General features: G+C 68.8%; 17 protein-coding genes and 5 pseudogenes. 10 read left to right on the top strand and 12 right to left on the bottom strand.

Translation table 11 applies throughout. From position 1 onward, the window contains the following. Positions 1 to 6 precede the first annotated feature (6 nt). Positions 7 to 822, bottom strand: a complete 816-nt coding sequence (locus ACIQBL_RS29705) for an alpha/beta hydrolase family protein (protein WP_401946555.1) — start codon at positions 820 to 822, stop codon at positions 7 to 9. 622 nt (positions 823 to 1,444) lie between these two features. On the opposite strand from ACIQBL_RS29705, the gene ACIQBL_RS29700 reads away from it, so the two are divergent. The 3 genes from ACIQBL_RS29700 to ACIQBL_RS29690 all read left to right on the top strand — a co-directional run bounded on the left by ACIQBL_RS29700 (position 1,445) and on the right by ACIQBL_RS29690 (position 4,298). Beyond that, positions 1,445 to 2,365, top strand: a complete 921-nt coding sequence (locus tag ACIQBL_RS29700; protein WP_401946552.1) for an LLM class flavin-dependent oxidoreductase — start codon at positions 1,445 to 1,447, stop codon at positions 2,363 to 2,365. A 6-nt stretch (positions 2,366 to 2,371) separates the two neighbouring features. Beyond that, on the top strand, positions 2,372 to 3,544 hold the full coding sequence (locus ACIQBL_RS29695; protein WP_401946549.1) for a Gfo/Idh/MocA family protein: 1,173 nt from the start codon (positions 2,372 to 2,374) through the stop codon (positions 3,542 to 3,544). A gap of 268 nt (positions 3,545 to 3,812) precedes the next feature. Next, positions 3,813 to 4,298, top strand: a complete 486-nt coding sequence (locus ACIQBL_RS29690) for a hypothetical protein (protein ID WP_401946546.1) — start codon at positions 3,813 to 3,815, stop codon at positions 4,296 to 4,298. On the opposite strand, the pseudogene ACIQBL_RS29685 reads toward ACIQBL_RS29690, so the two are convergent. Next, positions 4,291 to 5,486, bottom strand: a pseudogene (locus tag ACIQBL_RS29685) (IS110 family transposase). The gene ACIQBL_RS29690 and the pseudogene ACIQBL_RS29685 overlap by 8 nt on opposite strands. A gap of 617 nt (positions 5,487 to 6,103) precedes the next feature. Between ACIQBL_RS29685 and ACIQBL_RS29680 the strand changes: the two are divergent. Together ACIQBL_RS29680 and ACIQBL_RS29675 are read left to right on the top strand one after the other, a co-directional pair. Beyond that, positions 6,104 to 6,799, top strand: coding sequence for a ScbR family autoregulator-binding transcription factor (locus ACIQBL_RS29680; protein WP_401946544.1), 696 nt, complete (start codon positions 6,104 to 6,106; stop codon positions 6,797 to 6,799). Between the two features lie 265 nt (positions 6,800 to 7,064). Beyond that, complete coding sequence (locus ACIQBL_RS29675; RefSeq protein ID WP_401946886.1) at positions 7,065 to 7,358, top strand: hypothetical protein; 294 nt, start codon at positions 7,065 to 7,067, stop codon at positions 7,356 to 7,358. Between the two features lie 123 nt (positions 7,359 to 7,481). Here the strand turns inward: ACIQBL_RS29675 and ACIQBL_RS29670 are convergent. The 3 pseudogenes from ACIQBL_RS29670 to ACIQBL_RS29660 all read right to left on the bottom strand — a co-directional run bounded on the left by ACIQBL_RS29670 (position 7,482) and on the right by ACIQBL_RS29660 (position 10,979). Beyond that, a pseudogene (locus tag ACIQBL_RS29670) lies at positions 7,482 to 8,304 on the bottom strand (phosphatase PAP2 family protein). A 3-nt stretch (positions 8,305 to 8,307) separates the two neighbouring features. Then, positions 8,308 to 9,259: pseudogene (locus tag ACIQBL_RS29665) on the bottom strand (YihY/virulence factor BrkB family protein). Continuing rightward, a pseudogene (locus ACIQBL_RS29660) lies at positions 9,260 to 10,979 on the bottom strand (diacylglycerol kinase family protein). 362 nt (positions 10,980 to 11,341) lie between these two features. Here ACIQBL_RS29660 and dacB point away from each other — a divergent pair. Further along, entirely contained in the window at positions 11,342 to 12,676 is a 1,335-nt protein-coding gene (gene dacB, locus ACIQBL_RS29655) for a D-alanyl-D-alanine carboxypeptidase/D-alanyl-D-alanine-endopeptidase (RefSeq protein WP_401946541.1), read from the top strand. A gap of 91 nt (positions 12,677 to 12,767) precedes the next feature. Here dacB and ACIQBL_RS29650 read toward each other — a convergent pair whose 3' ends face one another. Further along, positions 12,768 to 15,062 carry an FUSC family protein gene (locus ACIQBL_RS29650; protein ID WP_401946539.1) on the bottom strand — a complete coding sequence of 765 codons (2,295 nt, stop codon included), beginning with the start codon at positions 15,060 to 15,062 and terminating at the stop codon, positions 12,768 to 12,770. Between the two features lie 279 nt (positions 15,063 to 15,341). Between ACIQBL_RS29650 and ACIQBL_RS29645 the strand changes: the two genes are divergently transcribed. Then, positions 15,342 to 16,307: an NAD(P)H-dependent flavin oxidoreductase gene (locus tag ACIQBL_RS29645; RefSeq protein ID WP_401946536.1), complete on the top strand. Its 966-nt coding sequence runs from the start codon at positions 15,342 to 15,344 to the stop codon at positions 16,305 to 16,307. Between the two features lie 5 nt (positions 16,308 to 16,312). Then, complete coding sequence (locus ACIQBL_RS29640) at positions 16,313 to 17,155, top strand: class I SAM-dependent methyltransferase (protein WP_401946534.1); 843 nt, start codon at positions 16,313 to 16,315, stop codon at positions 17,153 to 17,155. 401 nt (positions 17,156 to 17,556) lie between these two features. Here ACIQBL_RS29640 and ACIQBL_RS29635 read toward each other — a convergent pair whose 3' ends face one another. Next, entirely contained in the window at positions 17,557 to 17,901 is a 345-nt protein-coding gene (locus ACIQBL_RS29635) for a PadR family transcriptional regulator (RefSeq protein WP_401946531.1), read from the bottom strand. A 294-nt stretch (positions 17,902 to 18,195) separates the two neighbouring features. On the opposite strand from ACIQBL_RS29635, the gene ACIQBL_RS29630 reads away from it, so the two are divergent. Then, positions 18,196 to 18,495, top strand: a complete 300-nt coding sequence (locus ACIQBL_RS29630) for a hypothetical protein (RefSeq protein WP_401946529.1) — start codon at positions 18,196 to 18,198, stop codon at positions 18,493 to 18,495. A gap of 107 nt (positions 18,496 to 18,602) precedes the next feature. Here ACIQBL_RS29630 and ACIQBL_RS29625 read toward each other — a convergent pair whose 3' ends face one another. Then, on the bottom strand, positions 18,603 to 19,223 hold the full coding sequence (locus tag ACIQBL_RS29625; RefSeq protein ID WP_401946526.1) for a TOPRIM nucleotidyl transferase/hydrolase domain-containing protein: 621 nt from the start codon (positions 19,221 to 19,223) through the stop codon (positions 18,603 to 18,605). Between the two features lie 83 nt (positions 19,224 to 19,306). After that, positions 19,307 to 19,813, bottom strand: coding sequence for a cupin domain-containing protein (locus tag ACIQBL_RS29620; RefSeq protein ID WP_401946523.1), 507 nt, complete (start codon positions 19,811 to 19,813; stop codon positions 19,307 to 19,309). A 284-nt stretch (positions 19,814 to 20,097) separates the two neighbouring features. Here ACIQBL_RS29620 and ACIQBL_RS29615 point away from each other — a divergent pair. Next, a pseudogene (locus ACIQBL_RS29615) lies at positions 20,098 to 20,330 on the top strand (hypothetical protein); the annotation flags it as partial. Positions 20,331 to 20,394: 64 nt separating this feature from the next. Here ACIQBL_RS29615 and ACIQBL_RS29610 read toward each other — a convergent pair. The 3 genes from ACIQBL_RS29610 to ACIQBL_RS29600 form a co-directional block, all read right to left on the bottom strand. Continuing rightward, a complete protein-coding gene (locus tag ACIQBL_RS29610) occupies positions 20,395 to 21,483 on the bottom strand; it encodes an LLM class flavin-dependent oxidoreductase (RefSeq protein ID WP_401946521.1) in 1,089 nt (362 codons plus the stop codon). Between the two features lie 17 nt (positions 21,484 to 21,500). Then, positions 21,501 to 22,502, bottom strand: coding sequence for an LLM class F420-dependent oxidoreductase (locus ACIQBL_RS29605; protein WP_401946518.1), 1,002 nt, complete (start codon positions 22,500 to 22,502; stop codon positions 21,501 to 21,503). A 105-nt stretch (positions 22,503 to 22,607) separates the two neighbouring features. After that, positions 22,608 to 24,206: an ABC transporter substrate-binding protein gene (locus tag ACIQBL_RS29600; protein WP_401946516.1), complete on the bottom strand. Its 1,599-nt coding sequence runs from the start codon at positions 24,204 to 24,206 to the stop codon at positions 22,608 to 22,610. Positions 24,207 to 24,217 lie beyond the last annotated feature (11 nt).

Raw genomic sequence — 24,217 nt, 5'->3', positions numbered from 1 at the left:
TACCCGCTACGGGAGGGCCTCAGGCATCAGGGCCTCCAACGACCTGGCCGCCACGATCTCAGGAAGGTAGTGACCCGCGCCGGGCACCACCTCGAGCGAGACCCCGCGGTCGACGTCCACGTAGGCTGATACGAGGTCAGGCGCGTTCTCGCGCACGGCGTCCAGGTCAAAGTACTTGTCGCTTGCCCCGTAGATCAGCTTGACGCTGCTGACTGCTCCGAGGGGGTGACTGGGAAGGGGATCGATGCCCGTGAGAATGGGATCCCATGCCTCCATGTCGCCCACTCGGTACGTGTGGGGGTTGCTGGCGGCCAGGCTTTCGAAACTGGCGCGGCCGTCCTCGTCCAAACCGTAGTCCGGGGATTGCCGACTATAGTGCAAGGCGGCGCTCGTAAAGAAAAGCGAATTCAATCCTTGAAGCTCACCGAACCAGCGGAGTGCAGTTATTCCGCCGAATGAGTGCCCAATGAGCGAGATCTTCGTCGGCTCGACATTCAGTGGCCTACTACCTCCCGCCGGGACCAACCCCCCTTCGGAGATCGCCTTGCTGGTCTGGCGGAGAGTGTCACGACAACCATCGGGTGAGAACAGCCCGTCAGAATCGTAGGTTCCGGCCAAGTGCGGCTGGAGGACGGTGACCCCATGCCGGACCAGTTCGGTCGTAAGCGCTGTGGGACCGATGAAGTCCGGCAGGCCGGGCAGGAAAATTGCAAGCGGCCTGTGCAGTGCCCCCCAGGCCCGGTCTACGAAGAGGTCTGCGGCGATAGAGCCATAGCGCAGCCTATATTTCTTCACCGAGAAAGGAATTTCCATTTTCCTCATTCCGTAGAATATGCCGCCGATTTCGACGCCGAGTAGACCTTTCCCGAAATATCCAGCCAGTCAAGAATAGGCCCGACGTCTACAGTAATGCAAGAGTGAGCTATTCCGATCTATGTTCACACGAGTGAAGATCATGGTGCACGACCACGGAGGACCCGAGTCGGCCTGATGAGCACAGGTCGGAGCGTGTGTCGAACTTTTTGAAAGTTCGCGAAGCCGCGTTCACCTGGGGCGAGGGTGGCACGTGCCATGCCGAGTGAAGCTCACTCCTTTGGGTGGCGATCACGTTCTCAGCAAAGGTAGCCAGCCCATCGGACACACGCATGGTTGCACCACAGGAAACCACGAAGCTCCTTGCTCGGCGTGCGTCGACAACACCCGTAACAGTCAAGGAGCTTCGCTGTTGCGGGTCATGACGCCGCCCGATCGGGTCTTACCGATTCGGAAGGCTGCAGTATAGACGGAGAGCGATCGCTTGACTACGCTGCAAGTAGAGTCAAGGGCTCCGGTTGAAGGCAGGTCGACTGGTTTGCCAGCGGCCTGGCGACCTTCTCAAGCTCAGGTGCCAGGGCGGGCTTCAGCGTGGGCGGCGAGGACTGAGGGGGTGGCGATGCGGGTTGCCATGGCGGTCGAGATCCAGGAGGGCTTCGGCTACAACGAGACCCTGGCCATTGCCCGCCTTGCGGATGAGAGCCGCGTCGAAGGCCTCATGCTCGCGGAGCACTACTGCTCGCCAGGAGATCCCCATTCGACAACTGACGCGCCCGACGCGTGGATATACTTGGGTGCGCTCGCCCGAGAGACCGAAAACGTCAAAATTGGCACACTCGTCTCGCCCATCACATTCCGGCATCCGGCTGTTTATGCCAAGATGGCCGCGACTCTAGACCTTGTATCCGGCGGCCGGGCGGAGTTGGGTCTCGGCGCCGGGTGGCTGGGCGCTGAGCACTCAGCGTATGGCTTTCCATTTCCGGACGGGCCGACCCGAGTCTCCATGCTGGCGGAGCAATTGGAGATAATTAACGGCCTATGGGCAACCAGCAGTTTCTCTTTCAAGGGAAATTACTACTCACTCCGCGAGTGCTCGTTCACGCCCAAACGACAGGGGTTCCGGCCGCCTCTCCTTGTTGGCGGCCAGGCATCTTCGCTACGACTCCTGTCGGTGGCTGCCCGCTTCGCCGACGAATACGTTCTCACACGTGGCACGCCTGAGGAATGCCGGTTGGTCAAGCAGGCGCTAGCTGCCAGGTCTGAGAAACGCAGGGCCTTGCCCGACGCTGTTCGTCTCGGCCTCTTTGCACGGCTGGCCCTGCATGACGAGGGAACCGTTTCTCCCTATAAAGGAAAGGAGATTCCCTCGGCATCGGATCACGAATGGATAGTCGGCTCCATGGATGCCGTTCGCAGCAGGCTGCTGCGGTTCAGGGAGGCTGGCGTTGACAGTCTATACATTTCCGTAGAGACCGCCCGTCATGCTGAGGCCGCCGTGGCGATCGCTGAGGTTCTCCATACTCCTGGCGTGCAGTCGGCATCTGGCCCGTAAGCTCCGATGGCCGGCTGCGCGGCCGGTGGGAATCGACCGGCTCAGCCAGCATGTCTTCCAAGATTTGAGGTGAGCGAGGTCGCAACGCTACAGGGTCCCAGGGAGAGCCACGGGCTGGTTGGGGGCGGACACGGATTTGGGATCATAGGTGCGGGGACGGCGGCTTCCTTTCACGCCAGGGCCATTCTGACGCTGCCGAGTGCTCAACTCATGGCAGTCACTGATATTGACGCCATCCGTGCGCAAGGTTTCGCTGATGCGCACGGATGCGCCGCCGAACCTACCCTCGACGATCTTCTGGCCCGCAGGGATATCGACGTGGTATGTGTGTGTGTCCCGAGCGGGCTGCATGCCGAGGTCGGCATTGCGGCTGCCCGAGCTGGCAAGCACCTGGTGCTTGAGAAGCCCATCGATGTCCACCTTGAGGCGGCCGACGGCCTGATCGAGGCAGCCGATGCCGCCGGAGTCCGAATGACCGTCATCTCCCAGCATCGTTTCGATCCTGCCCTCATCAAGCTCCGTCATATGATCGATCATGGCGCATTCGGGCGGCTCCTGCTTGGCCAGGCGAGCACTAAATGGTACCGGAGCCAGAGCTATTACGACAGCGCCGCATGGCGCGGTACCTGGGCGATGGACGGAGGAGCCCTGATGAATCAGGGATTTCACTACGCCGATCTGCTCCTCTGGTGCATGGGGCCAGCGGCGGAGGTCAGCGCGGTGACCGCAACACAGGCTCATTCTATGGAGGCCGAGGATTGCGCACTGGCCATCGTTCGTTTCGAGTCGGGAGCTCTGGGGACGATCACCGCTAGTACCGCAGTGGTCCCAGGCTTTGGCCAACGACTCGAGATCAGTGGCACGAGCGGGACCGTGATTATCGAAGACGGCGATATCATTTATCAGTGGTTTAGCAACGGTGCGCCCGACGGTTTTGAGTCAGCCGATCCCGCCGCGAGTACTGGCGTTTCACTCCCAGGGGTAGCCGCCGACGCGGCTGACCTGAACCCTGCAGCCCACGCGGCGCAGATCGCCGACCTTTTGGCCGCAATTGACGAGGTCCGAGAGCCTCGCGTGACGGGCGCCGACGGACGAGCCACACTTGAACTTGTATGCGCCATCTACGAATCTGCCCTCCAGGGGGCATCGCGCGTCACGTTCCCGGTGCCCCGCACGTGATTACTGGCCTTCTTGGGGTGGCGTCAGGTAGTGGCGGTTCTTGATATCCCTGGGCTATGCCGTTGGTATCTGATATCAGGGTCTTTTGAGAGGTCTCGATGTGGGTGGTTCGCCTGCCGAGTGCGGCGTGTGACGCCTTGTCGGATGTGGCGACCAGCAGCCCCCTGAACGCAGAATATGCCGTCATGCCTGCAACAACTGGCGGCCCTATGGATCTCGTCAAGGAAATCGGGCTGCGTCGAGGATCGGTACCGGGCAGGATGGCGGGGTGTCTGATCTGTTGTGGGATGACGTCAAGTACTTCTTCGACCTTGATGAGATGGGGTCGCTGCCGGACGTGCGTGTCCCTGACGCCTCGGTGGAGGACTGGCAGGCGGTCCTTGACCTGATCAGCGCGAGCGGCTGGAAGTGCCAGTACTCCGAGGGCGAGGTCGTGATGCCGATGCCTCGGGCAGAAGCAGTGTTGTCCCGCCTGGCTGATGCCGAGTGCCCGGAGCTGCGGGTTTGGCCGACAGCCGATGTGCTGGCGATCTTCCGCTTCTATGCGGCGGAGGAGATCGACTTCGACGTTGATCTGCGGGAGCTGCAGGGCCAGGAGCGACTCGACGTGTTCTGCGGCTTCCTGCGGACGATCGGGCGGCGGCTGGGCAAGCCGGTGCTGATGGATCCGGAAGGTGATGGGGGGCATCCGGTGCTCGGGTTCGATGTGGTAGCCGATCGGGTCGTTCTCTTGGCTGAACCGCCGGTCAGCTGATTGCGGACGGCGGCGGCGGTTCGTAGAAGGTGCCGTCGCGGAGCATCGCAACGAGCACGTCGACCCGACGGCGGGCGAGGCAGAGCAGGGCCCGGGTGTGGTGCTTGCCCTGGGCGATTTCCTTGTCGCAGTAGGCCCTTGATGCCGGGTCGGCGAGGGCGGCGAACGCGGACAGGAAGAAGGCCCGCTTCAGCTGTTTGTTGCCGCGTCGGGAGGGCTGTTCACCGCGGATCGAGGATCCCGAACTCCTGGTCGCGGGAGCCAGGCCCGCGTAGGAGGCCAGGTGGGCGGCGGTCGGGAAGCTGGTGCCGTCACCGACGTCGATGAGGACGCGGGCTCCGGTCCTGACTCCGATGCCGGGCATCGAAATCAGGACCTTCGAAAGAGGGTGAGCCTCCAACAGCTCCTCGATTCTCGTGGCGAGGAGCTTGCGCCGGTCAAGGACAGTTTTCAGCTGTCCGGAGAGGCTGGGGACAATAAGCCCGGCCGCCTCCGTGCCGGGGACGACGACCGTCTGTTCGTCCATCGCGGTGAAGACGTCGTCGACCAGACGTTCGGCCATCCGCGGGGCCTTGGCCCATATCAGGCCGACCAGCCTGCGGCGTCCGGCCTTTCTCAACTGGGCCGGAGAGCCGAACTGTTCGAGCGTCAGCAGCACGGCCGGGTGCTGGACGCGCGGGCCCAGGACCCGTTCCGGACTGGGGTGGATCTGGGTGAGCAGACCGCGGAGCCGGTTGGAAATGCGGGGGGCTTCGCCTGCCGGGTCGTCGTCGAAGCCACCGATCATCTCCAGCTCGGCGATGGTTTCGTCTTCGGCATCAATGGCGCGCAGGGTGTGCGGCATCGCGCGGGCGGCGTCCGCGATGACGAACGCGTCGCGGGCGTCGGTCTTCACCTCGCCGGGGTAGAGGTCAGCGATCCGCCGCATCGTCAGGCCGGGCGGACAGGCGACCTTGCAGCCCGCGTCGCGGGCCACGGCCAGCGGCAGAGCTCCGATCGAGGCGGGCTGGTCGACGACCACGAGCACGGTGGCGTGCTTGGCTGCAGCTTGGCGAAGCCCTCGCGCAGTTTCGGTTCGCTGTTGGGCAGCCGCTTGTCGAACGCCTTCCTCCCGACCGGGGTCAGGGCGGTGGCGTGGTGTTCGCCTTTACCGACATCCAGGCCGGGGAAGGCGCCGATTTCGCTGATGTCGATCACGTGCACTCTCCGGTCGTACCCGTCCCGGCCTCACCTACGGCACCAGCTGCCGGCATCCACATGACGAAGCGCCTCCCAAGTCCCAGAAGAACCGGTGGTCATGCCGGTCCCGGAGGCCGGGAACCCCATTGCGGGGCCAAGGAAGACGGTAATGGGGACGGCTCCATTGGATGCTCTGGCTCAACCCGACGGGAGAAACACTCCAGGGGCGCCGGGTGCCTGAACCGCCACGACACCGGGGCCCGTCCCCAATAAAACAGCACGGACGGTTTATCAGAACCGTCCACCTGGGGCAGAGGATGCGCTGTCCGCCTCGCTTTTCACCACATCGTCGGCCCAGCCCGCACTGGGCATACACCGCACAGGCCACACCCGGGCACAACCAACCAGTGTCCAACGGCCGAAGGACACAACCCTGATGTCGAGGCCTGCGGAGAGAGTTCCGCAGCTCACCCCGGCCAGATCACCGATCAACGGCCCGAACTCCCCACCCCCGCACGGGCAATCGGCCGCACGGCTCCTCGGCGAACACGCAGCGCCGTAGACTATACGAACTGGACGGTTTCTTAACGGGCGGACAGTGCACGCGCAACGAAAGAGGTCGGGACATGCCAGAACCCAAGCAGGACCGGGCGATCCGCACCCGCCAGACCATCCTCGTCGCCGCGGCCAGTGTCTTCGAAGAGCGTGGCTACCAGGCCGCGACCATCAGCGAGATCCTCACCACCGCCAACGTCACCAAGGGCGCCCTCTACTTCCACTTCAAGTCGAAGGAACAACTCGCCCAAGGTGTCCTCGCCGGACAGGACCAAGGCCTCACGGTCCCCGACCGCCCCTGCAAGACCCAGGAACTCGTCGACACGAGCATGCTGCACGCCTACCGTCTCCAGACCGACCCCATGGTCCGCGCCGGTGTCCGCCTCACCCTGGATCAACGCGCCGACGGCCTCGACCGCACGGGCCCCTTCCACCGCTGGACGAGCATCGTCACCGACTGTCTCAACAAGGCCCAGAAACAAGGTGAACTCCTCCCTCACGTCAACCCCGCCGAGACCGCCGAAGTCCTCGTCGGCGCGTTCGCCGGCGTCCAGGCGATGTCCCAGGCCACCACCGCCTACCAGAACCTCCCGCACACCATCTCCGTCCTCCTTCGCCACACCCTCCCCTCCATCGTCCACTCCTCCGTGCTCACCTCCCTCGACCTCACCCCTCAGCGCGGCCACACCGTCCACACCGACATGCAGATCCATGCAGAGCAGGCCGCGGCGGTTACCGCGGAGCGGGCCGCCGCGACAGTCAACTGACGGCGGCAGCAACCCCGTTGCGGGACTGCGGCGACGCCAGTGGCCATGTCATGTCTGCGTGGACCTTCAGGCCGTCGCTACCGGGCGCGAAGAGTGAACCGCCGCTCCACCGCACCTCTGTGCGCTCTTCGCCGGATGCCTGTCGCGCAGGACGATGCTCAAGCCACCACGACCGGCGGGCGCGGATGCGCGTGTGCCGGTGATCGGCCGTGGGCCGGTGTGAGGGCTGGTCGTAGACGACACGAGCAAGGAGCGGAAATTGGCTGTGGTGATGTTCATGCGCTGGGCCGGTGTCACCCCCGAGCAGTACAACACCGTGCGGGACGCCGTGGGTTGGGAGGAGACCGCCCCTGTCGGTGGTCAGGTTCATGTGGCGTGGTTCGACACCCAGGGACTCAACGTGACCGACGTCTGGGACTCGGAGCAGGCCTTCCAGACCTTCTTCGCCGAACGGCTCGCACCCGCGGTCGAGAAGGCGGGCATCACCGGCGAACCCGAGAACGAGTTCTGCCCCCTGCACAGGCGTTTCGTCTCCCCCGGCGTCACCGGCGCCGCGTGACCCGGTCATCGGCTCAAGGGCGGCCGCTCTGAAAGGCGCTTGACGCTGGGAGCGGACATCGGGCGAAGTCGGTGCTTCGCCCGATGTCCGCGGGCCGGTTCAGGGATCTCCCGGATTCAGTCGTCAGTCCGGTCGTACGGATCCCTCGCCGCGATCCCGGCCCAAGGAGCCGGGTTCAGGACGGGCACCGGTGAGTTCCGGCTCCAGCCCCTCGCTCAACTCCGCATGCCCACGGCCCGCGTCGGTGCGCCGGGCCTCGAAGGGCCAGGTAGTGAGGGCGACGACGGCGAGGCCCAGGAGCCAGCCGCCCACGACGTCGCTGAACCAGTGGACGCCGAGCGCGATCCGGGTGAAGCCGACGCCGAGTACGGACACGATCGCGGCGCCCCAGCACAGCGCCCCCCAGGGCACGCGGCACCACGGGCAGCAGGACCAGCAGGACCAGCAGGAAGATGGCGAACGAGGTGGTGACGGTCATCGCGTGTCCTGAGGGGAAGGAGAATCCCGGTGCGTGGGCGACCGGGTCCTCCAGGGAGGGTCTGGCCCGCTCGACGACCTTTTTGACCAGCAGCCCCATGAGTCCGCCGGCCACGGCCGTCACACCGGACCAGGCGGCCAGGCGCCAGTCCCTGCGGTACAACAGCCACACGGTCAGCAGCGCTACGGCGGTCCGCAGGCTGACCGGGACCCACATCCGGTCGGACAGGAACCTCAACGTGCTTGTCCACTCCGGGGGTTCGAGCGCGGTCTCGTTCAACCGCCGTGCGGCGCCCGCGTCGAGACGGCGCAGGGGCTGCCAAGGTCCCTCGACCAGGACGAGCAGGAGGCCGAAGGGGACGGCGGCCACGGCGGCGACTGTGGCCGACACGAGCAGGTGGATGCCCAATCTCCGGTCGGCCGTCCGGCGACGGAGGTCGCGAAGGCGTTGGGCCGTGGCGCGGACCACTCTTCACACTCCCGCGTCGGCTTTGATCGGACCCGGTCGCCGTGCCCGCGCGGCCTCCAACTGGGCGGCGAGGGACAGACCCAGGAAGAGGGCGATGGAGGTCAGGTGGGCCCAGAGCAGCAGGGACATGAAGGCGCTGAGCGGGCCGTAGACGGTGTCGAAGGATCCGCTGATGTCCAGGTACAGGCTGAGCAGCCAGGTCAGGGTCGTCCACAGCACGAGGTAGACGGCGGCGCCGAAGGCCAGCCAGGTGTAGCCGGGCTGACGGCGCCGGGGGGAGCGGCGGAAGATCGCGCAGGCCGAGAGGAGGGCGAGGAGCAGGCCGAAGGGCCGGCGGAGGATCTCGCAGACGGTTCTGGCGTTGCCGTCGAGGTGATACACCGTCACCGCTGCGGCGGCCAGGTCACCGCCGGCCACCATCACGATGAACCCGAGGCCGAGCGGGATGCCGGCGCTGAGGGACATCACGAGGCCGCGCAGGTACTTCTGGTGGAGGGGGCGGTCGCGTTCGTTGCCGTAGGTCCGGTTGGCGCCGCGTTCGATCTGGCACGTCGCGGTGGTGACGTTGACCAGGGAGAACAGCAGCCCGAACCCGAGGGCGATCCGGTCGCCGTCGCCCGCGCTGTGGCGGCTGCGGGCCAGGGCGTCGTCGACGACGTCGGCGCTGGGGCCCCGCGCGATGCGGTGGATGGTCAGTTCGGCGAGTCTGCCGATGTTCTCCGTGTGCAGCGGGGTGGAGAGTCCGACGAAGGCGATGGCCGGCGGGATCACCGCCAGCACGTCTGGAGGGCGAGCGCGCGGGAGTGGCTGAAGCCGTCGCCGTAGCGGACCGGACGAAGGAGTCGTGCGGCAGCGGCCGGCGGCCGTAGCGGCGCAGGGACGCCGGTGCCTCGTCGGCCGAGAGGTCGTCGCCGGTCATGTGGCGGGTCTCGGGGACCTTGGTGGCGGTGCCCATTCACTTCTCCCGGGTGGGCAACAGGACGGTCAGCGCGCCGGGCCTGACCTCGGCGGTGAGGCGTCGGCCGCGGGAGACCGGGTCGCCGTCGAGTTCACGCGACTGCGGTACGGCGAAGGTGAGTTCGGTCCGCCGGAAGGTGAAGAACTCGACCGGTACGCCCTTCTTCCCGGCGAGGGTGTCCAGGGTCATGGGCCGCGCGGTGTGCCTGCGGCCTCGTATCAGGACGCCAAGAGCATGTATCCAGCCGCCGGGGCCGCGCGGGTCGAGGATCAGAAGATCGAGCAGTCCGTCGTCGGGTCGGGCCGCCGGGACGAGGGTGAGACCTCCTTGTACGGTGCCGACGTTGGCGAGGAGCACCATGCGGGCCGTGCGGTACAGGACGGGCGTGTCGTCGAGCCGGACCGTCAGCCGCCTCCGGGGTGTGCGCAGGGTGCCGATGGCGGCGAGCCGTTAGGCGGGCCAGCCGACGGCGGACTTGGCACGGTCGTCGGAGTGTTCCAGCATCGCGGCGTCGAGCCCGGCCCCGGACATCGCGGCGAAGTGGGTGGCGGCGAGGCCGTCGCCCTCGATGCGGCCGAGGTCGAGGCGGTGCGGGGTGCCGGACAGTGCGGCGTCCAATGCGGTGGTGGGGGTGAGGGGCAGGCCCAGGTTGCGGGCCAGCAGGTTGCCGGTGCCCCAGGGCACCACGACGAGCGGTACGCCGGTGCCGGCCAGGGCGTCGGCGGCTGCCCTGACGGTTCCGTCGCCGCCGCAGACCACGACCAGGCTCGCTCCGTCACGGACCGCGCCGGCCGCCTGTCCTGTGCCGGGGTCGGCGGCGGTTGTTTCGATGAACTCCGGTGCGCCGTGGCCGTGTTGTCCGAGGATCCGCCGCAGTTTCTCGCGGTCCGCCTCGCCGGTCACGGTGGGATTGAAGATCACGGCGGTGGCGCCGGGCTCGCGCTCCTCGATCTCGACCGTGCGCTCCGTGCGCGGCGCGGGGGCGACGGCCACGGAGGCGTCGGTGAACAGGGCACGGCCGACGATCAGCAGCGACAGGGCGCCGTTGACCATTCCGCCGATCACGTCCGTGGGGTGGTGCATGCCCGGTAGAGGCGGGAGACGCCGACGATCGGCGGCACGAGGAACAGCGGCCCTGCCGGCGGCCACCGCCACGGCCTGCGGACCCGGGACAGCACCTGGACCGCGAGTCCGGCGTAGAGCGCGGTTGGCCGCACCGGTGTGGCCGGAGGTGTAACTGGACGTGGGCGTCGAGGCGGTCCACGTGCGGGCGGGTGCGGTCCACCGACTCGGTGATGGCCAGGAACACCAGTGACTGGAGCAGGACGGCGACGGCGAGGAAGACCGCCTGCCGCCACATCGGCAGCCGGGGCAGGAGCAGCAGCGCCGCGCAGCTCAGCAGGGTGACGGCGATCACCGTGAGGGTGTTGCCCGCCTCCGAGCCGACGTACGACAGGGTGGTGAGCGTGCCGGTCCGGATCCGTACGAAGCCCTCGTTGACGTGGTCCTCGACAGTCAGCGGCCAGACATTGCGGGCCGGGCCCGTGATCAGGAGCCCGAAACCCACCATCAGGGCGGCCTGACAGAGGGTCACTTCGCCGATGCGCGCTGCGGTACCGGCGGTCCCGCGGGGCAGCACAGGCGAGCGGCCAGGCCGGATCGCATCGGGATTCTCCCCGGTCACCCCAACTGCCCTTCCCGGCACGGCGGTCGGCATCGCCGCTTCCACGGGTCGGCGCCTCGCGGCGGTCCACGGTCGGGTGACGTGCGCACCCGATCCATCGCCGTCTGCCCCGGAAGCGGGCGCGCAGACGCCCCTCACGTGGGAATCCATGAGCCAACGCCCCATGCGCGCACGAAAGGTGTCGATGAGGCGCCGGTCGACGGCCCGGGGGACTACGTGGCCTGATGCGGATCCGCAGCCCCTGGAGCCATCAGCCGCACCGTCGCAAACCAGCCAGGCTCCGTCTCTTCACAGCAAACCCATGAGTAACGCGAGTCGCAACTGTTACTTTCCCCTTCAAGATCCCCCCGAACTCCCGTGCCTCCCCCGCTCACACATCCCGTACCGAGGTCTCCATGCCCAACTCCCCCTCCGCCGACCGTGCGAACGGACGTCACCGCAAGAGCGGAGCGCTCAACCCCGCACTCCGCCGCGCCGCCGTCATCGCGGTGACCGCCCCGGTCGCCGGGACGATCCTGTTCGGCACGTCCGCCTTCGCCGCCGACCGGACCGCCGCCAAGACGGCCGCCGCCACGCTCGACCCCGCCGAGCAGAAGATCGCGGACAACCTCGGCACCCGCATCCAGGACACCCGCCTGGGCACCACACTCAGCGGTGTCGTCATCGACGCCCAGACCAACAAGGTCGTCTGGGGCCATGACGCGACCACCGCGCTGATGCCCGCGTCCAACACCAAGCTCGCCACCTCCACCGCCGCGCTGACGGTCCTCGGCCCCGACCACCGCTTCACCACGAAGGTCGTCTACGACGCCGGTACCCTCACCCTGGTGGGCGGCGGGGACCGTACGCTGACCACCGCCGACCTCACGGCGCTGGCCACGACCGCCGTCGCGGGGCTGAAGAACGCGGGCCTGACCTCGGTGAAGGTGCAGGTCGACGACAGTCTCTTCCCCGCGCCGACGCTCGCCGTCGGCTGGAACGACGGCTACTACCCCGACTCCATCGCCCCGGTACGGGCACTGGTGGTCGACGGCCGCCACGTCACGGACACGTCCCTGGACGCCGGTCGGGCCTTCGCCAAGCTCCTCACCCAGCAAGGCGTCACGGTCTCCGGGAGCGTCGCCCACGGCCTCGCGGGCACCGCGGCCGTCCCCGTGGCCCAGCACGACTCCGACGCACTGTCGGTCATCGTGGAGCACATGCTCAAGGTGAGTGACAACGATATCGCCGAGTCTCTGCTGCGGACGACGGCGCTCGCGGCCGGCCGCCCGGCCACCTTCGAGGACGGCACGGCGGTCGTACGCCAGGTCCTCACCCAATACGGCGTGTCCCTGGCCGACTTCGAGATCCACGACGGCAGCGGACTGTCCCGCTCCAACCGCATCCCGGCACAGACCATCGCCGACATCCTCGACCTGGCGGACGACCCCGCCAACAGCCCGACCCTGAAGTACATCGTGGACGGACTGCCCGTCGCGGGTGAGGCGGGCTCGACGCTGGGCCCCGAGTGGGGCCGGTTCGACACCGCGGACTCCCAGTGCGCCGTCGGAAAGGTGAGCGCCAAGACGGGCACGCTGACCGGCGCGATCGCGCTGAGCGGGCTGACGAAGGCCGGGGACGGGGAGTGGAAGATCTTCTCCTTCATCGAGAACAGCTCCACCGCCGACCCGGCCGCCATCAAGGACGCCCTCGACGGCCTCGCCGCGACGGTCAACGGCTGCTGGGCGTAGGTGACCGACGGAACCCACGCTGCTCGGGGCGCGCCGCCCTTCCCCGCAAGGCCGGAGACGGGTACAGCCGTATCGTCGGCCGGTCTCGTCGTCAGGCCGGATCGCTCTGCTTCGCCGCGGCGGCCAGGCTGGGTTGGAGGCGGCGGGCCGCGTTGAGGTGGTCGGCGGTCCAGATGATGCGGACGGCCGTCGCCGTGGCGTGTCCGTCGTCGTCACGGAGGTCGCGGCGCAGGGAGTGGACGAGCCGTGCCTCCACACCGGGGTCGCGGGAGAGCGGGGCGGGCACGGCGGTGTGACGACCGAGGCCGACGGCGAGGTCGCGGTACCAGTCGGCCAGCCTTCCGACGGTGTCGAGCAGGGTGAGCCGGGCCTCGGAACGGTCGGGTTCGATCCGTTCCTCGCCGCCGTTGCGTTGCCACAGTTCCAGTACGGCGTCCGAGGCGAGGCGCAGTCCTACGATCCCGGTGACCAGGGTGGTCATGTCGGACAGCCGCACCGGCTTGGCGCCGCGTTCGGCGAGGTAGCTGCGGAAGGCGTCGTCGAGCCGGCGGGCCGCGGCGGCGGCCTGCCGGCCGGCCTCCAGCGGGGCGTCGGTCGGGATGCAGCCGATGCTGCAGCGGCTGGCCGCGTACTCCACCGCGTCGGCGAGGTAGCGGGCGCTGTCGGTGTACGCCGCCGACAATGCCCGGTCCACGGCGGCTGCGGCGCCCCGGGGCCAGAAGAACAGGCCCACCAGAACGCTCACCGCGCAGCCGAGGGCGATGTCCTCGATCCGCAGCAGCACGATGTGCCAGTCGGGGTCCTGGCCGATGTTGAACAGGATGACCAGGGTGACGGTGAAGGCCGCCTGTCCCGCCGCGAACGAGATGGCGGCGGGGGCGATGCCGGCGACGAGCACGGCGACGGGGAGCAGGAACCAGAGCACGGTGCTGTGGTGCCCGATGAGCTGGAGCAGTCCGGTACCGATGAGCGAACCGGCCAGCGTGCCGCCGAGGGCCCGGAGCGCGTTCTGCCCGGTGTTGAGCGCGTTGGAACGCAGCACCGACAGGGTTCCGAGCAGGATCCAGAACGAGTGCTGGGCACTTGTCAGGTTCGCCAGGGCCACCGCGATACCGAGGCCGACCGCGCCCCGGAGACTGTTGTGCAGCCAGACCGAACGCGGTTCCAGGTGTGCGGCGGCGCGCTCGACGGCGGACGCCAGCGGCTGTGCCAGTGCGCCGGGTTCCGTGCCCAGCAGCCGCTCGGGCCAGCTGCGCCGCTCGGCAGCCGCCGCCAGGTCCACGTTGCCGGCGATCTGGAGGGTGGCGAACCCCAACTCCTGGGCGCGGAACGACAGGTCGAGGGTCTCGATGAAGGCGCGGACCTCCGAGTCCGTGCCCGGTTTCGGCTGTTCCACGGGCAGTCGGTGGGTGGCGCGGAGTTCCATGCCGTCCATGGCCGTACGCAGGTTCACCAGGGCGGTACGGAGGGAGTCGGGCGCGTTGCGCGGGGCGTCGAGGAGGTCGGCCGCCGCGTCCAGGGCCGTTGCCGCGGCACGGCGTACGGCATGCGCGTCGGCGTCGCAGGCCCGGCGGTCCGCGAGCGGGGGGCCGCTGTCGGCCACGATGGCGCTCAGCCAGGTCAGTTCGTCGACCAGCCGGACCAGGGCGCGGGAACCGGCGGACAGACCTGTGGGCCGGTACAGGGTGGCGTCGAAGGCGGTGCGCAGGTCCGCCGCCGCGGCGGCGGCCCGACCGGCGGTGACCTCGCACTGCCGGGTGGTCGGCGCGTCCGGGCCGCCGGCCAGCCACGAGGCGTCGGTACGCAGCTGTGCCGCAGCCGCGCGGCAGACACGGGCGGCGGGCGCGCTGAGCGGGTCCGCGGCGGGCCGGGGCCACAGCAAGGAGATCGCGACCATGGCGACGGCCGCCGCGAGGCCCGCTCCGGCGAGCCGGTCGGGCAGCTGCGACAGCGGGGCGGGCGAGGTCACCGGGAGGATGAAGGCCAGCAGCAGCGCGGTCGAGGCGCCCGCGAGGACGGAGCTGACCACACCCGAGAAGAGCACCAGGAAGCCCACCACGACCATCACCGTGACCGCGAGCCAGGTCGTCCGGGCCACCAGCGTGCCGAGGCAGATGAGCACCGCCCAGGCCACGGCCAGACCCACGTGGGCGCGCAGGCGCTGCACCATGGGGCCGGTGAACTCCACCAGCAGGAGCATCGAGAACGACCCGAACGCCGCGTAGGTCGCCATCGTCGAGGAATGCAGCACCTGGCTGCACAGTGCCAACAGGGCGGGCATCACCAGCGCGGTGCGCGCGGCCCGGCGGGTCGCCACGAGCCCCGGGTCGTGGTCGCGCAACCATGTGCGGATCCGCCCGGGCGGAACGCGCCAGGGTATTTCCATACGCTCGCGCACCTCCTGTCGGCACAGCACCCACATGCCCCGCCGTTCACGAGTATCCGGCATTCCCGGTGCCTGCACAGTGCGCCGTCGCGCAGGGCGGGCACGGGGTTGGGTCCGGTCGCCGGACGGTGGTCTGCGGTGGGGAGGTCACGGTTCGTCCGGTGAGCTTCTTCCGCTGCCGCTGGTTCATGGGCCGAGGTCAGGGTCGGGGCGCGTGGCCGAGCCACTGATGTCCGGCGCCCTTCAGCTCGTACGGCGGCAAGGGCGATGATGGTGGCCATGACCCTCTCGACGGCGTTCACGAAGTTATTCGGGGTGCAACACCCGGTCGCACTGGCACCGATGGGTGGGTCGGCCGGGGGTGCGCTGACCGCGGCCGTCTCCCGCGGTGGCGGACTGGGGCTGCTGGGCAGCGGCGACGGGGATCGTGAGTGGCTGGCCCGCGAGTCGGCCGTCGTCGCCGAGAACACCACGAAGCCGTGGGGCATCGGATTCCTGACCTGGCAGATCGGTGTCGACGCGGTCGAGCGAGCGCTGGAACACAACCCGGTTGCGGTGATGCTGTCGTTCGGGGATCCGAGCCCGTTCGCCGAACGTATCCGCCAGGCCGGGGCAGCGTTGATCATTCAGGTCACTGATCTGGAGGAAGCCGGGCGAGCGGTGGACCTTGGCGCCGACGTCATCGTGGCCCAGGGATCCGAGAGCGGCGGACACGGAGCTCGGCACGGACGCTCCACGCTGCCCTTCGTGCCGGTCGTCGTGGATCTGGCGGCCCCCGTGCCCGTGCTCGCCGCCGGCGGGATCGCGGACGGCCGCGGCCTGGCCGCCGCACTCGCCCTCGGCGCCGCCGGAGCGCTCATCGGCACCCGCTTCCAGGCCACGACGGAAGCCCTGGTCACTCCCTCGACCGCCACCGCGATCGTGCAGGGCCACGGCGGAGACACCGAGCGGAACAGCATCCTCGACATCGCCCGCAGCTCCCGCTGGCCGTCGAAGTACACCGCCCGCACCCTCGGTCACCCCTTCCTCGACGCGTGGCGCGGCCGGGAGACCGAACTCGCCGCCGATCCCCACGCCACCAGACAGGACTACCAACTCGCCCTGTCACGGGGCGACATACCCCCGCTGCCCGTGTGGGCCGGCGAAGCCGTCGACCTCATCGATGACCTGCCGTCGGCGGCCGATCTCGTGAGCAGCATCGCCGCACAGGCCGAAGAGGCGCTCGCCCGCGCGGGAAAGGAGTGACGCGCATGGTGTCCGGTACGGCCGACTCCCGGCGAAGTGGGGCCTTGTCACTGGGATTCAGTGGTGCCGTGGCCGAGTACTACGCGGAGTACCGGCGTGGGTACCCTCCCCAGGTCTTCGACACCCTGGAGGAAGCCTTCGGGCTCTCGCGGGCCGATGTCGTGCTCGACGCGGGGTGTGGCACAGGGCAGCTCGCGGTTCCTTTCGCTTCCCGGGTTCGTTCGGTGGTGGGGGTGGATCCGGAGCCGGACATGTTGCGGCTGGCCCGGCGGACGGCGGAGGCGCAGGGGGTTCGGAACGCGACCTGGGTGCTTGGCGCCGATACCGATATCCCAGCACTGGGCGGGCTGTTGGGAGAGCGGTCGTTGGCGCTGACGGTCATCGGGCAGGCGCTCCACTGGATGCGGCACGACGAACTCTTCCGCGCCGTGGGGCCGTTGTCGCGTGCGGGCGGAGGCATCGCGGTGATTTCCAACGGAACGCCGCTGTGGCTCCAGGACAGTCCATGGTCCCGGGCCCTGCGCGGTTTCCTCGAAGAGTGGTTCGGTACGACGCTCACGGCGACCTGCGGCACCAGCAGCCATGACCGGGTGCGGTATGCGGAGGCACTTCGGTCCGCGGGCTTCGGCGGTGTGCGGGAGTTGTTCGTCGAGTACAGCGACGAGCTGAGCTTCGACCAACTCTTCGGCGGAGTATGCTCCGCGATTCCAGCCGACCGGTTGCCCGGACCGGACGACCGCGCCGCCTTCGCCGAACGTGTCCGGCAAGTGCTCCCCGCGGACGAGCGGTTCACTGAGGATGTGAGGGTAACGATGCTCGTCGGGCAGGTCGGGGACGCGGGTGTCTAGCGGACTGGACCCGATACTCGTGCGTCATTGAGGCCCGTTCGGACACGGATGCCGGTTCACATGAGGGTGCTCGGGCGGACCTTCGTGGTCGTCCAGGCCGGTGAGTACGAGGCTGTCTACGCATCGGAGTTGCCCCGGGCTTGGTCGTGCTCCGTCCCGGCCAGTGGGTAACTTCCCTGCCTGCGGCGGTCCTTGTCCTCGTGCACGGTGGAGATCGTGCCTGGACCAGGAGCGGGCGCCTTCGGGCGAGGACTTGGATCCCCGTTGACTGTCGAACCCGAGCTGTTCGAGTTCCTGCATCGTGCTGCCGTAGCCGTAATCGAGAATCGCGGGGTGCCTGCTGATCCCGTCCAACCAGGGCAGTGGGAATGGTCAATGGTGACACCTCCCAGGGCGGGTTCTCATCGTGTGCCGTCCCCGGTCGGCACACGAGTGGGCCCTCCCGGTAAGGGGCGCTTGCGGGATCGGTCGGCTCGCGCCAGGGCCTCCCGGGCGTGCTTCTCGCCGCCCTTGGTGATCCAGTAGAGGCGGCGGCGTGGGCGCCCGCCCTCCACGTGCCCGGCTGATTCCTCCCAGGCGCTGTTCACCCAGCCGGCCTGCTCCAGCCGAGCCAGAATCGGATAGGTCGTCCCTGACGGCAGTCCCGTCAGCTCGCACAGCTCAAGGCCGTACCACCGCCTGGCGGGCTCCTCCAGCAAAGGGCGCAGCACCAGTTGGGTCTGCAGGGTCGTACGCAGGGTGCCCATACGCGTACTGTCCAGAGCCGCCATACGAGTTGTCCAGAGTGCGTGACGTCACGTGGGCGTGCCGGGCGTCGCCAGTATGGGCCGCGCAGGCGACTGGTCCTTCGCTGTCGAGTAGGGCGATACGGTCGGCACCATCGCGACCGGCTTGGGGGCTGTCTCGGCGGAGGGGGTGGAGGGGGTCGACTTCCTGCTGGTTCCCGGCATCCGCCGTCGATGTTCACCTACTACAGGGACGCGACCACCACCTGGGCGAAGGCCATGCCGCAGTCCTCTCCCCGTGGCAGGCTCCGCGGCATGACGTACTTCTGGGTGAGCGGCCAGGGCGACAAGTACCACGGTTGGGAAGGCTGTTGGGCCCTTGAAGGCGGGCAGGCCTCCGCCGATGCGCAGGAGGGCTACGAGCGGCGCGACGTGACGCGGTACGACAGCGAGGATGCCGCTCGGGCCGCCGCCTTGGAGCACACACGGTGCGAGGCTCGTGGATGCTTCGCCCGGGGGCGCGGTGCAGGACTGGCCGGGCTGTCGGAGCAGGTCCGCAAGGATCTGGACGATCCGAACTGGCCGGCGCGACATGACCTGCCGGCCAAGGACTGAGATCTCAACGCTGTTTGCAGCCGCGGCTTCGACGCAGTTGCCGCCTGCGGCGACTGCGAAGACGAGCACCCGGGCCTCGGCAGCGCGGCGACCGTGACCGTCGGCCTTCAGAGACTGGCGAGCAGGTCGTCGAGCGGTGCCGGGACGCGGCCGGGGTCGAGGGCCCCGGCGAGGACACGGCCGTAGTGGATCTTGCGTCCCTTCTTCGTTCCGAGGAAGCGTCTGAACTGCTGCTGCGGAGCGCGGCCCCGCTGGGCCGGCTGGCGCAGGAAGGTCTTGAGGGCACGCAAGTCGCCCTCCGCGCGGACGAGTTCCTCCACCCGGGTCACGCCCAGCACGCGGATGAGTTCGTCCTCCAGGTCCGCCGCGCAGACGAAGATGCTCTGCTGTTCCGCACCGGCCCGCTCGAATCCGCGGGCGTAGTAGGCGCGTTCCGCCTCGTCGCACAGTCCCGTGAGGCGTAGGCCCAGTCCGGGTGAGCCGAGGAGTCGGGCGTAGTGGGCGACGCTCATCGCGCCGCCGATCGACAGGACGCAGACGCCCTCGGCCGCCAGGTTCCGGCCGCGGTTCTCCGCCAGCGCGTTGACCGCCGCGACGTCGCTCGGGCCTTCGACCAGGACAGCCGTCCGGACCGGCAGTCGCGCTGCCAGCTCGTGCACGGAGCCGCCGGGGCCACCCGTCGTCGCCCATGCCGTGACCGCGTTCCGGAACGCCTCCATGTCAGTCATGGCACGAGTCTCAGCCCGTTCCGGCCGCGCCGCGAGGGAATTTCCGCAGCCGCGGCGGGCGGTCGGCGAGCAGCAGGGCCTCCTCAGTCCTCCCCGGCCCCCAGCACGTACAGCCCCGGAAGGTTCACCACGATCGCCTCCTGCGTGCTGCGCGCGATCACCACCACGGCCTCGTCGGCGGGGTCCGGATTCTCCTCGCGGTGCGGCACGAACGGGGGGACGAAGATGTAGTCCCCGGGGGACGTGCGCAGGCGTACCTCTTCCGGCCGAGGGCCCGTGTCGTCCAGGAACACGAACTCGGGGTGTCCGCTCACCACATAGATCGCGGTCTCGGATTCGCCGTGGTGGTGGTCGGAGGAGGACGTCGAGGGGGCCACGTGGGTCTGGCCCATCCACAGTTTCTCGGAGCCGACCGTCCTGCCGCTCACCGCGGCGAACCTGCGCATGCCGCCGCTCTGTGCGGTGTCGCCGTCGAGGGCGTCCGCGCGGATGTGGTGCAGGCGGGTGCGCAGGGGGGCTGCCGATTGGCCTGCGGCGTCGTGGAGATGGGGGTGGAAACCTTCGCCGGGGGTTGTCAACGGCTCGCTCATGGTGGGGGACGCTAGAGCGGGCCGGAAAAGGGTGTCAAGAGGCGTCCATTGGCCTTCACCTGCGGCAAGGTTCCCGCAATGAATGACGGGAAGTACGTGGTGCCTTCGTATGTGAAGTCGGGGACTCCACTTGCCAGTCAGTTCTGACTCCACTCCATTCCAGAGGCTCCTCACTGTGCAAGTGAGATGTGACTCCACCTGCTGTGTCTGACGGTCGGCCGGGGTGGCTCTGGGTAGCGCCCGTCACCTCCCGCCCACTCCATACCTGGTGGCCGAGCGGCATTATCAGGGCGGCGAAGTCGCAGGTCATGCTGCACTCGACCGTCCCCGATGCCGGCGGCGAGACCTCGCTGTCCGCCCATCCGCGGGCGGTCGGCCGTGGCGTCCGCGTCGCGAACCATCTGCGGGCGGTCAAGTCGGCCCGCTGCAGGCCCTGTTGAACCGGTCCGCGGCCACCCGTGTCGAGGTCGGACGGCGGCCACTGTCGGTCCATGACGAACTGACCGGCACCAGGCCCTCCTCGTTTGACACACCTGGTCACGGATCACTTCTCCCGGGCGCTGGGAGGGCGTACGGCGGTGCTACCAACCCCTTCGGCCGTGAGCCCGGCCCGTCCGGAGCAGGGTCACCAACTCCCGTCGTAGTGAGCGGTCTTCGTCGGTCTCCACCGGGGTGTCGAGCTGGATGATGTCGATGCCGGCCGAACGCAGCCAGTCGATCCGGTCCGCCACGGTGCGGGGCGAACCGACGAAGGCGGCGGCCAGGGAGCGGCGGATGTACGCGGTGATCTCCGCCGGGCCCGGGCCGGGTACCGAACGGCCGCGTTCGCGGTCCCGGTCGAGCTGGACGGCCTCGCTCCAGCGGGAGGTGTGTGCCGCGGTGCTCAGCCGAACGGCGTCGTCGGCGATCCGGCGGGCCCGGGCCTGGGCCTGTTCGTCGGTGCCGGCCAGCACCAGGCCGACGGACCGCCAGATCCGCAGCGACCGTCCGTGCGACGCGGCGGCGGCCCTGACCTCGGCGACGCGCAGGCGGGTCGCGGTCAGGGGCATCGGTGCGATGGCGTACACCTCGGCGTAGCGCGCCGCCAGGTCGAGGCCCTCCGGGGAGGAGCCGCCGAAGGAGACCAACTCCCCACGAGGTGCGGGTCGTAGGCCCGACCGGGCGCCCCGGACGGTGTAGAACTCGCCCTCGAAGGTGAAGTCCTTCTCCTCGGTCAGCGCCCGGTGGAAGACGTCCAGGTACTCGCCCGCCCGCCGGTAGCGCTCCGCCTTGGGCAGCGTGTCGCCGTCGCGCACGACATCGGCGTCGCTCGATCCGACGATCACGTGCGCGGCGGCCCGTCCGCCGGACAGCCGGTCCAGGGTGACGAGCGACCGGGCTGCCGCGGTGGGTGCCGTGGTGCCGATCCGGTGGGCCACGGCGATGCGCAGCCGACTGGTGGCGGCGAGCGCCCAGGACGCGACGATCCAGGGGTCCGGCCAGGAACTCGACTGGGTCACCAGCGCGCTGTCGAGGCCGTCCTCCTCGTTCTCCCGGGCGGTGCGGGCGACATGGCCGGGGTGGGCGTCCCGGTCGCGGGGGTCGGGGGCGAAGCGCAGCGCCTGTCGCTCCCGCGGCGTGTCGCCGAGGACGGGGGCGGCCCTGACGCCGCCGCGTATGTCGAGTTCCATGCCGGAGCCTCCGCAGGTCAGCCGCCGGTGGGTCCGAGGCGGGCCAGGGTGTCGAGCAGCCTGGCCCGGCTGACGAACACGTGGGGCGGCAGTGAGACGTACAGCTGGAGCGTGGTCACGCCGGGGCGGTGGTAGCGCAGGATGCGTTCGCGGCACTCCTCGGGCGAGCCGCTGATGAAGAGACCGTCGACGACTTCGTCCGGCAGGGCCTTCTGCGCCGCCTCGATGCCGCCCGCGGCCCAGCGTTCGTGCGATTCGCGCAGCAACTCGCCGTGTCCCAGCCACTCGTGGAATTTTCGGTAGGGCTCCCGGTTGAGGATCCAGGCGAGGAAGGGGCGGGTGGCGCGGTGGGCGTAGTCGAGGTCCTCGGTGGGGCAGACGAAGACCTTGACGACCAGTTCCTTGCCGGGCGGCTGCGGGCCGACGGCGTCGAGGATCTTCGGTACGTCCTCGGGGAAGAGCAGGTTGGTGATCGCTCCGTCCCCTTCGGTGAAGCCGAGTCGCAGCATGCCGGGCCGCAGTGCGCCGAGAATGACCTTGACCGGGTCGGCCGGTGGATGCGGCAGCCGGTAGCCGGTGATGGAGAAGGTGTCGAAGTCGCCCGCGATGTGTTCGCCGCGCAGCGCCCGGGTCACGAAGCGGAGCACGTCACGGGTCCGCTTGAAGGGGGCGTCGAAGGGGATTCCGTTGATGTCGGTGACGTGCGCGGGGACCGATGCGCCGAGGCCCAACAGCAGTCGCCCTGGCGCGAGTTGGGCCAGCGTGGCGGCGGTCTGGGCGAGGACGGCCGGTCCGCGGGTGTGCACGGGAACGATTCCGGTGGCGATCCGCAGCGTGTCCGACCAGGCGGCGGTGACGGCGAGCGGGGTGAAGGCGTCCGTGCCGCCGCCCTCCGCGCTCCACACGTCGGTGTAGCCGAGGTCGGGCAGGCGTTCCACGAGGAAGCGGTGCCGGTCGATGGTGAGGCCCGGCAGGGGCAGGGTGATGCCCCACTTGGGCGGTTGCCGGTCGTCGGTCATGCGGACGGCCGTCCTTTCGTACGTCGTCGGAGCTGGTCGGTCACTTGTCGTACGTCGTCGGAGCTGGTCGGCCACTTGTCGTACGTCGTGGGGGGGGCTGGTCGGTCACTTGCCGACCCACACGGTGGTCAGGTCCAGGAACCAGGACTGCGGTTGGACGAGTCCGTGGACCGCGGGGGAAAGGGCGCGTGGATTGCGGTCGTTGACCACGAACAGCCAGGGTGCGTCCTGGGTGACCTTGGCGAGCGCCTGCCGGTAGTCGGTCTGTCGGGTGGTCCTGTCGGGTGAGGCGGCGGCCTCCGCGAGAAGTCTGTCGACGGCGGGGTTGCTGTAATGGCCCGTCCAGAAGGGGCTGTTGCTGCCGATGAACAGCGGCAGCAGCGCCTCGGACTGGAAGAGCGTGGTGGACTGGGCGATGGCGTCCGAACCGAGGGCGACCTTGCCCTTGGCCTCGGCGCCGATCAGGGTGGACCAGTCGGTGGTGCGGATGGTCACCTTGATGCCGACGGCGGCCAGGTCGCGCTGCAGGGCCTCGGTGATCGGTACGGGCAGCAGATTGCCGGAACCGCCGGTCGGCACGGTGACGGAGGTGCTGAAGCCGTTCGGGTAGCCGGCCTCGGCGAGCAGCTTCCTGGCCTTGGCGGGGTCGTAGGAGTAGGTGTTGCCCTGGGGGTCGTAGGCAAAGGTGGCGCGCGGGGCGGCCTGGTACGCGGGGTCGGCGGTGCCGTGCAGGAGGTCGTCGGCGATGGCCTTGCGGTTGATGGCGTAGTTGGCGGCCCTGCGCACGTCGGCGTTCTTCCAGGGGCCCTTGGTGGTGTCGAGGATCCAGTACCAGAGGTGGTCGTAGCTGTTGGTGAGGATCTGTGCGCCGTCGGCCTTGAGGCTCGCGAGGTCGTCCGGGTTGGGGTACTCGATCCAGTTGACGGAGCCCGAGCGCAGGGCGGCGGTACGGGCGGCCGGGTCGGGGAGCGCCTTGACGATCAGGCGGTCCAGTTTGGGTGCGCCGCGCCAGTAGTGCTTGTTGGCGACGAGCTCGATCTGCTCGCCGGAGGTCTGGGACTTGAAGGTGAACGGGCCGGTGCCGACGGGGTGTTGGGAGAAGTTCGCGGAGCCCGTCCTGCGTACGGCGGTGGGGCTGGCGATCAGGACGTGGGCGAGGTCTTCGGGGAAATGCCCGTTGGGGGTCTTGGTGACCAACTGGACGTGACCTGAGTCGAGTTGACGGTACGTGACGATGTCTCCGGCGTACTCGCTCGCGGCGGCGCCGAGGACGGTGGTGTAGTAGGCGCTCTTCTTGTTGAGGTAGCGGTCGAGGTTGAAGATCACGGAGTCGGCGTCGAAGCGGGTGCCGTCCTGGAAGGTGACGCCCTTGCGGAGGGTGAAGGTCCAGGTCTTGTGGTCCTGTGCGACCTTCCAGGAGGTGGCGAGGGCGCCGGTGATCTCGGGCGGCGCGTCGGTCTTGGACAGGTCGTAGCGGGTGAGGCCCTCGTACAGCTGGAAGGACACCAGCCGCTTGCCTTCAAAGCCGGCCCCTCCGATGACCGTGTCGGGGTTGGGGAGTCTGCCGGTCGCGCCGATGACGAGGGTGCCGCCGCGCCCGGTGGACGAGCCGGCGGCCTGACCGGCTGAGGACGAACTGCAGCCGACGGCGAGAAGGAGTAGGGCCGCGGACAGTGCGATTCTGATGCGGGGGCGGTGCTTCATGGGGTTCCCGT

Origin of the sequence: Streptomyces sp. NPDC088350 (assembly GCF_044753545.1) — a bacterium.
Classification (GTDB): domain Bacteria; phylum Actinomycetota; class Actinomycetes; order Streptomycetales; family Streptomycetaceae; genus Streptomyces.
The sequence above is the reverse complement of the archived record's forward strand: the minus strand, read 5'-3'. Positions and strand labels throughout refer to the sequence as shown.